The sequence below is a fragment of the Pedobacter sp. CFBP9032 genome (assembly GCF_034045265.1).
In the GTDB taxonomy this organism is placed as follows: Bacteria; Bacteroidota; Bacteroidia; order Sphingobacteriales; family Sphingobacteriaceae; genus Pedobacter.
In genome coordinates, this window is sequence record NZ_JAXCWE010000002.1 from 21224 (window position 1) to 37031 (window position 15808).

Sequence of the window (15808 nt, forward strand, 5' to 3'; positions counted from 1 at the left end):
ATAAAAGAATATATTTGTAACCATGAATAGAAAGATAAAAGTGTTATTTATCTCTGCCTTAGGCGCGATATGTATGTTAAATCCTGCCTGTAAACACGGCACGAATGATGGGAAGGAAATTTATCGCCGTTACGCCATCAAAAATATTAGCCTGATATCATCCCATAAGTTATGATCAAAATTCAATCTTTAGTTCACCAATACCACAACGTACCTGCGCTACAGTTTCCTGATTGGGAAATTAAAGACCGGGAACAATGGCTTTTGCTCGGATCATCTGGAAGTGGAAAAAGCACTTTGCTTAATATTATCGCAGGTTTACTTAAGCCGAAAAGTGGAAATGTCATGCTGGATGGCACCAGCCTGTATGGTCTTTCCACCAGGAAAATGGATCAGTTCAGGGGGCAAAAGATTGGAATTATCTTCCAGCGGCCACACTTTATTAAAAGCTTAAATATGTACGACAACATTGCTATAGCTTCTTCGTTTGCTGGCTTACCAGTTGATGGAAAACGAATTTTAATGCTTTTGGAAGATTTAGGGCTGGCTAACAAATCGAAAAGTTATGCTGATGAATTAAGTCAGGGGCAATTGCAACGGGCTTCCATCGCACGGGCACTGGTTAATCATCCATCGGTACTCATTGCTGATGAACCGACATCCAGTCTGGATGATGAGAATGCAGAGAAAGTAATTTCTTTATTAACTACTCAGGCAGCATCCAGTGGTGCATCTCTAATTGTGGCCACGCATGATAATCGGGTAAGAAACAGACTAAGCAAAGAATATTTACTGTAATGAATATATTAAAATTAAGTGCCAAAAATTTATCCAGAAATAAACTCACAACCTTTTTAAATATTATCCTGGTTGCGTTTGGTGTAGGTATTTTGTCTATCCTTTTCCTGGCTTCCACACAAATTGGCAATAAATTAGAAAGCAACTCAAAAGATATTGATCTTGTGGTTGGCGCTAAAGGGAGTCCACTGCAACTTATTTTGAGCAGTATTTATCATATCGATTTTCCAACCGGGAACATTCCTGCTAAAGATGCAGAGGAGCTGATGCAAAATCCGATGGTTAAAAGAGCCGTTCCTTTGGCACTGGGTGATAACTATCAAGGCTACAGGATTGTAGGAACCGATTCTTCATTTACCGGTTTATATGGATTGAAGCTGGCGCAGGGAAAATTCTGGAACAAAGATCTGGAGGCTACCATTGGAAGCGCCGTTGCGCAGGAATCAAAATTAAAAGTTGGTGATAAATTTTTCGGCGCGCATGGATTAAGTGATGCCAGTGATGAACATAAACAACATGCCTATTTGGTTACAGGAATTCTGGCCGCTCAGGGCAACGTAACGGATAACCTGATTTTAACGAACATCGGGAGTGTTTACAAAATGCATGAGCCCAATCATGAGGAGCGTAAAACGCATCATGCGGAAGAAGAAAAGGAAATTAATAATCGGGAAATTACGTCGTTGCTGATCCAATATCGATCGCCAATGTCTGTAGTGATATTTCCAAGAATGGTGAATCAAAGTACCAATATGCAGGCTGCATCTCCGGCAATGGAAAGCGCAAGGTTGTTTTCATTAATTGGTGTAGGTATTGAGACGTTAAAATGGTTCGCTATTTTAATTATGGCAATATCTGCTTTGAGTGTTTTTATTAGTTTATTTAATTCGATGAAAGAGAAAAAATATGATTTAGCAATTATGCGCTGTTTAGGTGCTTCAAAAGCTAAAATATTTTTACTGGTGATGTTAGAAGGTCTCCTGATTACCGTAACAGGTGCTATTATTGGTTTAGTAATTGGCCATGTAGCACTGAGCCTGATCGGATATTTTCAGGAATCATCACAAGCCAGACTTACCGGCGCTTATTTTGTGATGGATGAACTGTATTTAATTGGAGCAGGACTGGCGATTGGCGTTATCGCTGCGATTATTCCTGCAATTCAAACTTATCGGGTTGATATTGCCAATACACTTTCAAAAGATAAATAATGAAATACATATTATTGATAGCGCTATTTTTCAGCTTTTCGAACTTACGAGCCCAGGTAAAAGTTCATAAAGATATGCGTACTCCTACCTGGAACTTAGTTGGTCTGCGTTACGATAAACAGGTTAAGCCATTAAAGTGGGTCAGCATTTTTCCACCTGAACTTATGGCTTTAAATAATAAGGTGATTGAACTGCCCGGCTACATCTACCCTACTAAAGTTGGGGCGAAATTTTCAGAATTTTTATTGTCGATTGTGCCAATAGAATCTTGTCCGTTTTGTGGCACCGGAGATATCCCTTCAATGATTGAAGTGAAAATGGTATCTGCCATTCCATTTACCGATAAGCCTATCAAAATTAAAGGCAAATTTGTTATTAATGACTCTGGAGATGATCGTTCTGAATTCTTTTTATTAGGTGCAAAACAAGTCCCATGAAAAAGTTAACCGCAATCTTATTGTTTTTATTGACGAACATTGGCTTCGCACAGCAAAAGCCACATCGACCAGGCGATGAATTGAAGTCGTTAAACTGGGATGTGATCGGAACTGTTAAATTTGAGCTCACGGAGAAAAACGAGCTTTTACCAATTTACAGTTCAACAATTAATCGGTTTAAAGATGCCGAATTTGATTTAACCGGCTACCTGATCCCTATAAAAAGTGCAAAGAAACAGCAGAAATTTTTATTAGCAACTTTACCGATCAATCAATGTTACTTTTGCGGACAGAATGGTGTTCCAATAATGATCATGGTTGAACTAAATAGTCCCGTTGATTTTACAGACAAACCGATCCGTGTGAAAGGCATTTTAAAACTGGCGAATACAAACGCCAGCTATCAACCACCGGTTTCGATTACGAATGCCAAAGTAATTAGTTAATTTTACGTTATGGAGCATAATAAAACACAGCAATACGAAGATCTTTTGGTTAAAAATGGCCTGAAAAGAACCGGCGCTCGTCTACAGGTTTTAGATATATTATCACATCGGGATTCTGCCACCTCACAGCCCTACCTGGAAAATGTGGTGGGTAAGGAAATCGACAGGGTAACACTTTACCGGATTTTAAAAACTTTTGAAGAGAAAGGTATCATTCACCGCGTTTTAGATAACCACGGCACGGCTAATTATGCCATTTGCTCTAATTCCTGTACAGAACACAACCATCATGATGAACATGTACACTTTAATTGTAATAACTGTTTACGCGTTTATTGCCTTGATGAGGTGAAGATTCCGGCATTGAAAATTGAAAAAGGATTCAAAATTGATGATATGAACCTCGTTGTTTCGGGAATTTGCAAGGAATGTAACAATGCTAATTAATTAGTGCTTAAATGGTTATTCAACCATTTAAAAAATGATTGAAAATTCTTTAAAATATATTTTTGCTTTATGGATAGAACTTCTATATTTGCAACTCGTTAAAAAATGAGCCTCGGTAGCTCAGCTGGATAGAGCGTCGGTTTTCTAAACCGAGGGTCAGGGGTTCGAGTCCCTTCCGGGGTACAAAAAACCCTCTTTAATTAAGTTTAAAGAGGGTTTTTTATTTCAGTCTGACTTGTTCTATAGTGAATTTGAGTATTATCTAGCAGGATTGGCGCAGTTGCATAATCTTATTAATTGTCTAAATGTAGTTATTGTTTAAATCATTACCTCATCAGCCATACTAAAATAACCATTCTCATGTATAATCAAATGATCACAGACTTCAATATCCAATAACTTACCACCATCGATTAGCTTCTTTGTTAACCTTTTATCAGCATCACTAGGATTTAAATTACCACTCGGATGATTATGCACCAATATTAATTTACTGCTGTTTGTCTTTAAAGCAACCGAAAATATGATCTTCGGATCTGCTAACGTTCCCTGCACTCCACCAACTGAGATATCAACAATTCCTAACAATCGATTACTGGTATTGAGTAGAATTACTTTGAATTCTTCTAACAACTCAATTCTCCCTAACTGCCAATGTAGTATTAGGATTCTATAAGCATCCTGAGAACTGTTAATTTTTGGTCGTTCAGTGATGTTGTAATTTGATTTGTAGCTTACTTCTACTTCAGCTAGTTTAAATGGGGTTTGTTCTTGTACCATAATGATTTTATTTAATTATGATACTGAGCAAGATTTCAAACCAATTAAGTAAAGTAGGAACGGAATAAATGGACCGTGCGAATGCCACATGAGCGTTTATGCCGTAGTTCCTTAATCCGTATTGGGTGGACAAGCTTAAATTTGTGTGTTATTGTATAGATACTTTCTTATTCGTATTTATTCCTTCATATTACTGTAGTTCAACTTAATCTTTGCCAACCTATCTCGTGTGATGTAGTCGGAACTACACAACTCTTCATAGAAACTGATGATATCATTATACTTGATTTCCCCATCTTCATAGCAAGCGTACCTCTTAAAAACTTCTAGTGAGCCTGTATTCCATATGATTCTATCGTCCAAAACAACTTCGCGCGCAGTGCTAAGATACACTTCTGCTAGCTCCTTATTTGTTATTGCAGATGGCAACCACCATTGGCACTTTTTAACTTCACTTACCGCCTCTACGTAGAAGCAAATTTGTTTTAATTGATCTAGGAAGATAACGCTATCGCTACTACTTGCAGTAAAACCCTTCAGTATCTCCTTGTCATTTACTCCAAGCTTTTTAAGCATTGGAAATACCCAATGAAAGTTCTTTGATTTGTGACTTCTTAACTCTTTCCATAGAGATTGAACTTTCTGCGCAGACAGTAATAGGTTCTTAATCTTTCCTACTTCTTCAATGGCTAAAATAGCTAGAGCAATGGCCCTAGGATATCGTTCATTATCAAACAACAACTTAGCATCATCTAGAAGTTCTTTGGCATTAATGGTAGTAAGTCGAATTCCATCAGCAGCCTACTGAGTCGTTGGAATGCTATTGCATTAATCTTTCAGCAGTAAGGGTGTATCAAATATCATGACTTAGTTCTTCAAATTAGATCCACCACATGATGGACAAATTAAAGTATTTGATATAGAACCGAATCTAGTTGAGCAACAGTTATAGGAATATAGATTCTTGTATTAAGATAGTGCCCTGAGATATAGACCTTTTGATTGTTTAACTGGAGGAGTTAGCATGATTTCATCATCAGTATATTTAATCTCTAAAGGTGTGTTTTCTGCGCTCAAAATGAAATAACCACCAGCGTAATTAATGAACTCTTTAGAATCGACAAGTGAGTTGTTGATATCATGCCTGATAGAGTAGGTAGGAAAAATCGGCAACTCAAGCTCAATCCTTACTCCTCTCATCAACGGAGTATACATATTCCATAGGGCTAAGTCTTCTATCTCATTTGAGGACCAGCTAGAAAGAAAAAAATACTGCGCCATTGAATAGGAGTCACTTGCTGTGCCCTCTGTCGGATCATTTACTTTATCAAGTCGTCCAAATCTAATTGACATCGATTTTAAGATTAAGGCCAGATTATTAATACTGGTGTAATGATAAAGCTTTTGGCCGCTATCTGTCGTGTTCATTGCATTAATGAGATGATAATGAATTTCCAAAGTTTACTAATCCATGGTTCTCATGGCGCTATCGATTGCTTCTACGATATAAGGGATAGCATTTTTTAAGTTTTCTGGAAACCCAGTCCAATCATAATCTATTTCATTAGAGCCTGAGTTACTAATCTGAGTAAATTGTACTCTGATAGCTCCTACCAATCCCTCCCAATGTATTGGAGGCGCCCAAGTAAAGGGATTAAATGACTTATCTGCATCTAAATAGAATAAACTTCTGTTATTATGTTTTGTGTAATCTGGATATTCACCTGTAACTTGATGCATATTAGGGCTAATTAATTATTTAAAAATCTGTTATTATTTGTTCCGTTGTTGTAATTCTCGAGAAGAGCCGTTCTATATCCATTAAGGAACTGTTAGAGAAAGCGCTTCTTAAACAATCAATGATTTCGCCAATCTCACTATCATCATTGATTATAATATACTTGATATCTTTTGGTTCAAATGGCAATCTTAAACCACTTATATTATTATTAAGTTTCAGCTTTCTTTCAGGTGTAAGAACAGTTCCTCTGATAAGTATTTGTGGTGCTAATTTACGACCTGGAACATAACGCCACTCTTTTTCATCAGCAAATCTATAAGCTAAATTTTCAACACTTCCTCTTATCAATTTTCCCTCATAATTCTTCATATATCGAATCACATCAACGAAGTTATCATCTATCTCAGTTAACTCTGAAATCTTCTTATCTTTGAACATTGAGTAAAATGATGTATGAAATCCAGCACCCAATGTGGATTTACTATCGATATATAAAACAGGATTTAGCCCATTTAACTGCGCCCATTCTCGTTTCAAACCAATACCATATCCTCCGTATTTTAAGATATGAGCTTTCATCTCTGAAAGTGGTATGTCACAAAAGCTAACCATCGGAATTGAATAGTGAAGAGCTCCGTTAGGAGTTTCAACATTCTCCAAACAGTACTTAACTCGGAAACCCTCTTTTAGTATTCCTTTTAAACTATCTGCACTATTGGTAAAGTGCATTATTGAATTTGAACTTAATCCCATATTAAAGTTTATTCATATCAACCTTATAGCCTGAGTTGCGAAGCTCTTTCGCAATATTAAATTGCCAATCTGAATTATCCATATTAATATAAACAACGCCAGATATATCATTTGGGGTTTCAATATCTCCTTTTACAAGAGCGCAAACATTATCCCTCCCAATCTTACCAATTAAATATCCATGTTCAAATACTACGTTTTGACGAGCCCTTGATTTAAGGGAATCAATTTTTTTGCCACCTAAATCGCAAGGTGTGTAGAGTACGATGCCAAATCCGACATTTGAATAGTGCTCTATCTTTTCAATAATAGTCTTACCCGAGCTTGCTTGCTCATGCAATATGATTGGTTTAAATCCTAGTCGTTCGATAAAACGAGCTGTCTCTAACTTAGCTAAATCATCATGACCATGAACTATAAATACTTCAGAAGCATTTACTTTTATATCAGCCACATTTGTGACTTGAGGTGTTTGATATTGTGACTTAAGCAAATCTACTTTTGCAACTAACTTTCTTAAGTTGTCTATTTTATATTCAATGGTATCACGTTGTTCTGTTATTGCATCTTGGCCATTGCTTAATGAACCAAATGGGCCAAATCCAGCATAATCATAAGCCTTTCTATATTCGTTAGATGAATTATTAAATGCGTGTTTTAAAAACTCATTATTGTAATCAGTCCAACTAGAATACTCATTCTTCATTTTCTTGAAGTCATCACTATTATTTACTACCATGTTAAGAATTTCTTCTCCCTTAGTAATTCTCTCTTGTATTTCTTTCTTAAATACTGCTTTGTCTTTAAGAAGTTCTGTTGGAACTTGCTCGGATTGTGTAGATCTTTTCGCCATTTATTGAGTGTTTGCGTTAATTCCAAAAATATGATTAGCTTCTTACATTAACAAGTCTTATGTATGAAATGGTTTGCGAACCGACATGCGAATGTTTCGACGGTCGTTACAAAGAAGTTCGCAGAACGATGTAACGATATGTTTTATGTAATAAAACACGAGGCTTGGCGGTATTGTTGCTTACTTTGGCCTGAGCGAAGATTCGCAACAATGGTGACAAGCTTATGCCAAAGAAACCACTCAGGTTCGCCTAAGAGTGGAGCCTGACTAGATTTATCCAGGATAAAGCGAAGCAAATCCTAGATAAAGATAGAGAGAAGGCTCACGAAGCCATCCACTTTGCCAAACCTAAAACCATAACAGAACGCATGTGATGGCGTGTGTTTTGAGCGGCATTAGACATGGCGAAAGTACCTATCTTTCTACCTTAACCCACTATCTTTTGCTAAGAACTACTAAGAGAAAAGTAAAGCACTGCTCTTAATAAAATACAGTACAGAAACCATAGCACATAATGAATTACTAGACAGAACCTTTCCACTTATTAAGCAGCAAGAGAGTGAAAGGCTTAGTGTAGAAATGTGATTCCATATTTGTTAATTTCCAACTTGCCACCCATCTAGTTGACAATCATTTTGATAGCCGAAATCCCACATGATTTGATTCCAATTATTGATTTCATTCAATGACATTTCCAAGTTATCTGTAATGCCATGGATATCCCACAAATCATCAGCTTTTTCTACGGAAATTTTACTATAGGTAGGAAATTGTATCAAGAGATTGTTTTTGAATTGAATCGCTTTATCCTCATTGCCTGTGACGAACACAAATTCTATCGGTAATTTATCATAAGTTTTTACCCCATTAGCATATATGCTATCCAATATATCTTCATTTATTTCCAAATGAATTTCGGAATTATATATATCTGTTGTAAAGAAAGTATTTGAATTATTAGCCATCTTACGAAAGTAATAAAAACTATCAAATCTATTTGATCTCAACCTCGTATCTACAACATTCCATAAAAATTAAACCCTCCCTTTCCCGCTATAAACCATTAAATGAGAGAGAGGGAATTCAAATGCTATGACTTAAACCGATTAAATAAATAACAAGTCTCGCCACAAGCACTGATGATTTCTTGGGTATATTTACTGGTATTACGCTACTGGTTGGTGTTCTCACCAACCACTTTTTAAATATTCCCCTTCAAAGTACGCCTGGCTAAAACCTGAACTTTACCAAAACAAAAAACCGCATGGAATAATTTCCTTGCGGTTCTTCACTACTTAATTCATTTGTGTTTGAAATTACATTTTTGCTGCAGCAGCTTTTTTAGCTTTGTGGTGATGTTTTTTAGGTGCTTTTTTTACTGTTGCTTTTTCAGCTGTTTTTTCTGTTTTTGCTTTAACAGGTTCTTTAGTTTGTGCACTTACTGCGTTTACTGCAAAAGTTGCTACCAGGGCGATCATTAATACTTTAATTGCTTTCATGTTAATATTTATTTAATGGTTAATAAACCTTGTGATTTGTTTAATAAATCTCGAAATATCAAATGAAGAATTAATGAAGTTATTAATGTGATTTTAAAAAATATAATGGCATACTTTTAACGTTAATAAATAACGGATACTAAGGAGTTGTACGCGATATAAAACGAATCAACTAACGTGTTAATCTATAGGTATTAATTGATTAAACTTTGCTACGGTTGGTACCGGAGCGTCTGCAGGATAAGTCGTGTAATTTACAGTCAACACACGATTATCAATATTAAACTTTGCGTTTTCAAATAAAACATAATTTGTTGGCGTATTTCTAATGATTTTCCCGGTAGATGATTTCTCGAGACTACTGCTGATATTAACCATTAACTGATCTCCTGATATGGAATATTTCCCTATAACTTCACTAATCCAGTATTGATTACTTTGATCCCTCATTTGCATGGAGAACTTGCCCCCTAAACTGAATGATAATCTTCTACTGTATGCGCTTTGAGGAACTTCTTCCCATCCACCAGTTAGCACATCAGGTGATCCTAATGGTGTTTTTTCTTTTTTACAAGAAATTAAAACGATGGAAAGTAACATAAATAACCCGCTGATTAAAAGTATTTTATTTTTCATATCTATTGTAATTTAAATGAATAAACGAATCTGCTAATTGATACGCTACACAAGACAATAAACAATTCAAAATAAATTTAATACTGGCAAACTTGATGTATAACTGTGTTTTAGGTTTTAAATACTTGTATCAGGAAATAATCAGGGGGTATACATTTTAAAGCGCGATAAACTTATAAACTCATTAAGCATCCTCACCATTCCAAACGTCATCATCTGCATGTTTAATCTCATCATGACTTGAAACGGGAGATTTGAATTCCTCATGGTGATAATTGCGTTCGGGATTTTCGGGTAACAGGTCATCATGATTTGGGGCAGCTTTCCTTAAATGTTCCGGTTTTTTCACCTCAGGCAAATCATCATGGATTACTGAGGGAGTTAAAATCTTTTTTTCGGGATGTAGGTTCTTTTCCATAATGATTTCAAAAGTGGCAAATTTCAAGCCACAAGCAAAGATGAGTTTAATATCTTGTTAAATGCGTATAAACCACAATAATGTTATTGATCATTTTAGAAGGTTAGAAAACAAAAAAAAAAGCCTGTCGGATGGCTATTAACATATTGCTTCCAACAGGCCCGACTTAATACAAGAAATTTTAATAATTACCGGTTACCCCTACCTCGAGTCCCCTCAATTCTGCTAAGCCCCTTAATCTGCCGATAGCTGAGTAGCCCGGATTGCTTTGTTTGGCCAAATCATCCAACATCTGGTGCCCATGATCCGGGCGGAATGGAATTGGCTTATAACGCAAGGCATTTTCTGCTGAAATGGCTTTCATAATTTCATACATGTTTACATCGCCTCCCAGGTGATCGGCTTCATAAAAGCTTCCATCTTCATCTTTAGTTACGTTCCGTAAATGCGCGAAATAAACGCGTTCTTTTACAGCATCGAAAATCTCCAGTGCATCATTTTTCATTCCTGCACCTAATGATCCGGTACAGAAACAAACGCCATTAAAGGCTAGATCCACTTCTTTGATAATGTATTTGAAATCTTCCAGCGTGCTGGCAATTCTGGGTAAACCCAAAATCGGATAGGGTGGATCATCGGGATGGATGGTCATTTTGATTCCTTCTTCGGTACAAACATCCGCTATGGAATTAAGAAAGTGTTTCAGGTTTTCTTTCAAACCCAGTGTTCCAATTGCTGCATATTCGTTAATGCTTGTCCGCAAGGTTTCCAGTTCAATTTCCTTTTCATTCGGAATCCCCATTAAAACATTTATCCGAAGATCAGTCAACTCCTGCTCACTCAGATTTGCATGTTTTTCCTCAGCACGTTTTAAAATAGATGCTGAATAATCCTGATCGGCATCTACCCGCTTCAAAATGTAAAGATCAAATATGGCCAGATCAATCCAGTTGAAATACAGTGCTTTCGAACCATCTGTCATTTCGAGATCAAGCTGCGTACGCGTCCAATCTAAAACCGGCATAAAATTGTAACAGACAGTTTTGATGCCGCATTGTGATAGGTTGCGAAGTGATTGATTGTAATTTTCCAGGTATTGACCTGCATCTGCCCTACGGGTTTTAATCGCCTCATGAACAGGAACGCTTTCTACTACAGACCAGGTTAAACCTGCGGCTTCGATAATCGCTTTTCTTTCCTGAATGTCTTCCAGCGGCCAGATTTCTCCATGTGGAATGTGATGCAATGCGGTTACAATTCCGGTTGCACCGGCCTGTTTCACATCCTGCAAACTTACCGGATCATTCGGTCCATACCAGCGCCAGGTTTGTTCTAATTTTTTATATTTCATATTCTATTTGGTTCATCCTTTTGGCAGAAGCCAGCTCAGGTTTTTTAAATTTAATGGCGAATAGAAAACTTCACTAAACGCCCGAGAAGGCACAAAACCCACCATCAACCGTAATGTTTTCACCGTTTACAAACTTTGATGCATCGCTTAATAAATAAACCAATGCGCCGATTAGCTCTTCCGGCGCGCCGAAACGTTTGAAAGGTGTTTTCACGATAATAGCCTCACCCCTTGCCGTTAATGATCCATCGGGATTCGTTAATAAAGCCCTGTTCTGATTGGTAATAAAGAATCCCGGAACAATGCCGTTGATTCTTAATTTATCCTGATAACGATTGGCTAATTCAACAGACATCCATTTCGTATAACTATCTACTGCTGATTTTGCCATTGAGTAACCCAACACCCGGGTAATGGCTTGTGTGGCAGAAACCGATGAGATATTTACAATACTGCCGCCATTTTTAGCGATTTCTTTTCCGAAAATCTGAGTCGGGATGATTGTTCCAAATAAATTTAAATCGAAAACCTGTTTCAATGCCGAAACATTCAGGTCAAAAATATCGCTTCCAGGTTGGATCACTGCTTCTGCAACATTACCGCCCGCTGCGTTAACCAATGCATCTACCCGACCAAAAGTTTCCAGGGTTTTTCGTTTTGCTGTTTCCAGTGCTGCTTCATCCAATACATCAGCAATGATATAAATGGCTTTGCCACCTGCATCATTAACTTCCTGTGTACGGAGTTTCGCTACCGCTTCATTTCTGCCAATCACCACAATGGTTGCTTCCGCAGCAGTAAGCCCTTGAAGAAATGCTTCGCCTAATACGCCTGTAGCACCAGTAACTACGACAACTTTATCCTTTAAAGTAAACAGATTTTCGATTTTTTTTATCATTATTTAGATTTTTATTTGGTTATTCCACCACTAATGTGGTGATCGAATGTGGCAAACTGGTAGTGGTTGCAGCATGTTGTTTAATCCACAAACTATATTTTAATTTCTCGTCAGATTGATTCATTACAACCACCACTAATTTTCCATCGGTATTTAAAAAAGCAGTACTTTGCAGTTTATCTCTGCTTGATGCTGCGCCAATCCTTTTAGCACCCGGGCGAATAAATTTTGAGAAATGGCCCATGTAATAGTAAGCATTGGTGTAAATCAATTTATCTTTTTTGATATCTGCATGTACCGGTGCGAAACAGAAATTCCCAACATGGTTTGGTCCACCTTTTTCGTCTAGGAGAATATTCCAATCTGTCCAGGCGGCTGTTCCGGCATTAAAATCATTGATCATAGAATAACCATAACGTTCACCTAGAGTCCAGTCGTCTAATTTATTTACATTGTATTTTTCCTGACAACCTTCTGTAAAAATCAGTGCTTTATCAGGATAAGCCTCATGGGTTTGACGGAGATTTCCGAATTGCATGCCGCTGCCTGTCCAGGTTTCATACCAGTGAAAACCAATTCCCCACACGTATTTAGCAGCATCTTTATCATTTAGAATGGTGCTTGCCCTTTGAAAAATCTGATCGCGGTTATGATCCCAGGCGATTAACTTTTTAGATGCTAAGCCAGATTTTTGTAAAGTTGGACCTAAGAAATTTTTGATAAAATCGCGCTCTTCTTCTGCGGTGTAAATACAAGATTCCCAGATTTGTTTTGCCATTGGCTCATTCTGAACGGATAAACCCCAGATCGGAATACCCATTTGCTGGTATGTTTTAATGAACTTAACATAATGATTGGCCCAACTTTGGCGATATTCAGGTAATAAATGACCTCCCATGATTAAGCTATTGTTATCTTTCATCCATGCCGGTGGCGACCACGGACTCACAAATAAAGTCAATTTGCCACCTGCTGCTGCGGTTGCCTGCTTAATTAAAGGAATTTTAAACTGCTCATCATGTGCTACGCTAAAGGTTTTTAAATCTTTATCATTATCCTTTACGTAGCTATAACTACCACTCGAAAAATCACAACTGGCAATATTGGTGCGGGCTAAAGAGTAGCCAATTCCCTTGTCTTTGCTATAATAAGCTTCCAGCAATTCCTGCTGATTTTTTTTTGAAAGTTTAGCAAAAGTCTCTGCAGAGGCATCTGTTAAGGCGCCTCCAATACCTACCATCGTTTGATATTTAATGGTGGGGTCTACAAAAATACATGGCTCTGTTTCAAAGGGCTGCCTGTTCTCTACGAAATTTAAAGTTTCCGTTTTACTTATCCTTAAATCAGACTTTTCTGCAGTAGTATACACGGTAACTTTTTTAGTTTCTACCTGGTAGTTTTGGACTGCTGCTTTAGCTTGTTTCTTTTTTTGAGCCGATGCACTAAAAGCCGTTGCCAAAATCAATAAGATGCTCAAATTTTGTTTCATTGTTATTCTCATTTACGTTTAAACGCCATCATCTGGCGATTTCATTTTTATCAGGTGGCCAATTTCCGAATTAATCCAAGCATTCGCCCCATAATAAAATCATTCTTACGTATCTTTTTTATTGCCCTCAACGTGCATAAAGGCTAACTTTTTACTGCTCAACGAGATAAATCTTTGCGTAATTAAGTGTTGTTAGCCGGTCAGCACTACTTATATTTTGTTTGCATCTGATCATAAAAATCCTTCACTACAAAAAAGGCTTTCTTTTTCTTTCCTGTTTCACTGATCAATCCTTTGCGGTTCCAGAAATTCTGGTAAACCGGGTGCTGTCTTCTTGGTGACCTGAAATCCGCTAAAATCCATGGCGTAACTCCTCTTAAGGCGTTAATTTTACTTAACATGGTAAACTGATTTTTATATAACGCCTCCTGGTATTCTTCACTCCACCGGGTATTTTCATCGCCGTGGAAACCACCCAAGGCATCGCCTCCAAATTCGCTGATTACTACCGGTTTATTGTATTTAATATCAAAGGTGTATTTAGCAAGCTCTGCCGGAGTGCCACCCCAATACCAACCTGCATACTCATTAAAGCTTACCAAATCGATCACTTCGCCCAATGGGTCATTTAAAATCATGGTATTGCCTTCGCGGTGTACTTCCAGTGCCGCAGCTATTAGGCGGGAATCATCCAGCGTACGGGCAGTTTCAGCCAGATTTTTCATAAAACTTAAACGGGCATCGCTTAATGGCGTTTCGTTTCCGATCGACCAGATCACCACGCTTGCCCTGTTTTTGTCGCGTACAATTAAATCGGTTAACTGTTGTTTTGCATTGGCGTAAGTAGATGGATTGGTCCAGCTGATGGTCCAGTAAACCGGTACCTCTGCCCAAACCATAAGTCCCATTTCGTCGGCTAAACGAATCATCTCTTCATTGTGTGGGTAATGCGCAAGGCGAACATAGTTGCAATTCATATCTTTAGCCCACTGCAACATCATGCGCATATCGCCTTCCGAACGTAAACGGCCAGCCAAAAGAGGATTCTCATCATGAATAGAAACACCACGTAAAAAGGTATTCTTCCCGTTCAACAAGATGCTATCACCTTTTACCTGAATGGTTCTGAAACCAATTTTATCGTTAATATCTTCCTTATCACTTTTAATGTTTACACCATATAGTTTCGGGCTTTCCGGCGACCATAAGGACAAATTATTCCAGGTAAATTCATCGTTAATTTTCCCTTCTGCATCTGTCTTATATTTTTTTTCCAACTTAAGTTCAGGAATCGATAAGGTAATGTCTTGTCCGGCAGTTGCGTCGGCCAGTTTCATTGAAAAACTCAGTAAATTATTGTTTCCCTTTACTAACTGAAGTTTGTAGTCACTGATGAAATGATCTGGAAATTCAGCCAGGTAAACATCGCGGGTGATACCACCATAGTTCCACCAATCGGTATTTACGGTAGGAATTTCGTCTGGTTTCCGGGTATTGTCTACTTTTAAGATTAAAGTGTTCTCCCCCATTTTAAGTCTGCTGGTTACCTCGAATTGAAAAGGCGTAAATCCACCTTTATGAGTGCCTAATTTTTTACCGTTCAAATAAACATTGGCTTCATAATTAACGGCAGCAAAGTACACATAATACTTTTTGCCCTTTTCGGGTTTAGCATCAAACTTCCGGCGCAGCCATACATTTCCCTCATAAAGCGAAAGCTGTTCTGATTGCGAATTCCAATCTCCAGGAACATTCATTTGTGGTGAAAGATCAAAATTATATTCAATCAGTTCTGTTTTATCTTTTTGCACCCGATCATCAAAATATCCGCCAGTGCCGCTTTTAGATTGATCGAAAGGTTCATGGCGATAATCATAATAACCGTTTTCATAAGGGTCGACGATGTAATTCCACTTACCGTTTAAGCTTTGAATTTTTCTGCCCTGAATATTCTGGATAGCGTTAACCTGAGCATTTACAATGGAAGTGAAGAGTGAAAAGCAGATAAATAGTACGATGTAACTGGATCTAAGCATAACTGGTATTTTGAT

Annotated in this window: 19 protein-coding genes and 1 tRNA gene; 6 read left to right on the top strand and 14 right to left on the bottom strand. The window is 37.6% G+C overall.

Features of this window, described 5'->3' with window-relative positions:
• Positions 1-171 precede the first annotated feature (171 nt).
• The 6 genes from SOM16_RS03930 to SOM16_RS03955 all read left to right on the top strand — a co-directional run bounded on the left by SOM16_RS03930 (position 172) and on the right by SOM16_RS03955 (position 3522).
• Positions 172-798, top strand: coding sequence for an ABC transporter ATP-binding protein (locus SOM16_RS03930; protein WP_320462693.1), 627 nt, complete (start codon positions 172-174; stop codon positions 796-798).
• Positions 798-2009 (top strand): ABC transporter permease, encoded by a 1212-nt coding sequence (locus SOM16_RS03935; RefSeq protein ID WP_320462694.1) that lies wholly within the window; start codon positions 798-800, stop codon positions 2007-2009. Before SOM16_RS03930 ends, SOM16_RS03935 begins: the two co-directional genes overlap by 1 nt.
• Complete coding sequence (locus SOM16_RS03940) at positions 2009-2446, top strand: hypothetical protein (protein ID WP_320462695.1); 438 nt, start codon at positions 2009-2011, stop codon at positions 2444-2446. Before SOM16_RS03935 ends, SOM16_RS03940 begins: the two co-directional genes overlap by 1 nt.
• A complete protein-coding gene (locus SOM16_RS03945; RefSeq protein WP_320462696.1) occupies positions 2443-2892 on the top strand; it encodes a hypothetical protein in 450 nt (149 codons plus the stop codon). The genes SOM16_RS03940 and SOM16_RS03945 overlap by 4 nt, the downstream gene beginning before the upstream one ends.
• A 9-nt stretch (positions 2893-2901) precedes the next feature.
• On the top strand, positions 2902-3339 hold the full coding sequence (locus SOM16_RS03950; protein WP_320462697.1) for a Fur family transcriptional regulator: 438 nt from the start codon (positions 2902-2904) through the stop codon (positions 3337-3339).
• Positions 3340-3448: 109 nt separating this feature from the next.
• Positions 3449-3522, top strand: a tRNA-Arg gene (locus SOM16_RS03955).
• A gap of 135 nt (positions 3523-3657) precedes the next feature.
• Here the strand turns inward: SOM16_RS03955 and SOM16_RS03960 are convergent.
• The 14 genes from SOM16_RS03960 to SOM16_RS04025 form a co-directional block, all read right to left on the bottom strand.
• A complete protein-coding gene (locus SOM16_RS03960) occupies positions 3658-4119 on the bottom strand; it encodes a JAB domain-containing protein (protein ID WP_320462698.1) in 462 nt (153 codons plus the stop codon).
• A gap of 177 nt (positions 4120-4296) precedes the next feature.
• Positions 4297-4908 carry an AbiV family abortive infection protein gene (locus tag SOM16_RS03965; RefSeq protein ID WP_320463214.1) on the bottom strand — a complete coding sequence of 204 codons (612 nt, stop codon included), beginning with the start codon at positions 4906-4908 and terminating at the stop codon, positions 4297-4299.
• 180 nt (positions 4909-5088) lie between these two features.
• Positions 5089-5547, bottom strand: coding sequence for a hypothetical protein (locus tag SOM16_RS03970; RefSeq protein WP_320462699.1), 459 nt, complete (start codon positions 5545-5547; stop codon positions 5089-5091).
• 36 nt (positions 5548-5583) lie between these two features.
• Complete coding sequence (locus tag SOM16_RS03975) at positions 5584-5859, bottom strand: hypothetical protein (RefSeq protein WP_320462700.1); 276 nt, start codon at positions 5857-5859, stop codon at positions 5584-5586.
• Positions 5860-5878: 19 nt separating this feature from the next.
• Positions 5879-6613 carry an abortive infection system antitoxin AbiGi family protein gene (locus SOM16_RS03980; protein ID WP_320462701.1) on the bottom strand — a complete coding sequence of 245 codons (735 nt, stop codon included), beginning with the start codon at positions 6611-6613 and terminating at the stop codon, positions 5879-5881.
• Between the two features lies 1 nt (position 6614).
• The gene (locus SOM16_RS03985) at positions 6615-7466 is read right to left on the bottom strand and encodes a nucleotide-binding protein (protein ID WP_320462702.1); all 852 of its coding nucleotides are present in this window, start codon (positions 7464-7466) and stop codon (positions 6615-6617) included.
• 596 nt (positions 7467-8062) lie between these two features.
• On the bottom strand, positions 8063-8431 hold the full coding sequence (locus tag SOM16_RS03990) for a ribonuclease E inhibitor RraB (RefSeq protein ID WP_320462703.1): 369 nt from the start codon (positions 8429-8431) through the stop codon (positions 8063-8065).
• Positions 8432-8782: 351 nt separating this feature from the next.
• Positions 8783-8965, bottom strand: coding sequence for a hypothetical protein (locus tag SOM16_RS03995; RefSeq protein ID WP_320462704.1), 183 nt, complete (start codon positions 8963-8965; stop codon positions 8783-8785).
• A 180-nt stretch (positions 8966-9145) separates the two neighbouring features.
• Positions 9146-9601, bottom strand: a complete 456-nt coding sequence (locus SOM16_RS04000; protein ID WP_320462705.1) for a hypothetical protein — start codon at positions 9599-9601, stop codon at positions 9146-9148.
• Positions 9602-9785: 184 nt separating this feature from the next.
• Positions 9786-10019, bottom strand: a complete 234-nt coding sequence (locus tag SOM16_RS04005; RefSeq protein ID WP_320462706.1) for a hypothetical protein — start codon at positions 10017-10019, stop codon at positions 9786-9788.
• 181 nt (positions 10020-10200) lie between these two features.
• Positions 10201-11370 (bottom strand): mannonate dehydratase, encoded by a 1170-nt coding sequence (uxuA, locus tag SOM16_RS04010; RefSeq protein WP_320462707.1) that lies wholly within the window; start codon positions 11368-11370, stop codon positions 10201-10203.
• 73 nt (positions 11371-11443) lie between these two features.
• Complete coding sequence (locus SOM16_RS04015; protein WP_320462708.1) at positions 11444-12268, bottom strand: SDR family oxidoreductase; 825 nt, start codon at positions 12266-12268, stop codon at positions 11444-11446.
• A gap of 19 nt (positions 12269-12287) precedes the next feature.
• Positions 12288-13757, bottom strand: coding sequence for a glycoside hydrolase family 30 protein (locus SOM16_RS04020; RefSeq protein WP_320462709.1), 1470 nt, complete (start codon positions 13755-13757; stop codon positions 12288-12290).
• 206 nt (positions 13758-13963) lie between these two features.
• Positions 13964-15793, bottom strand: a complete 1830-nt coding sequence (locus SOM16_RS04025; RefSeq protein ID WP_320462710.1) for a glycoside hydrolase family 2 protein — start codon at positions 15791-15793, stop codon at positions 13964-13966.
• Positions 15794-15808: the final 15 nt, after the last annotated feature.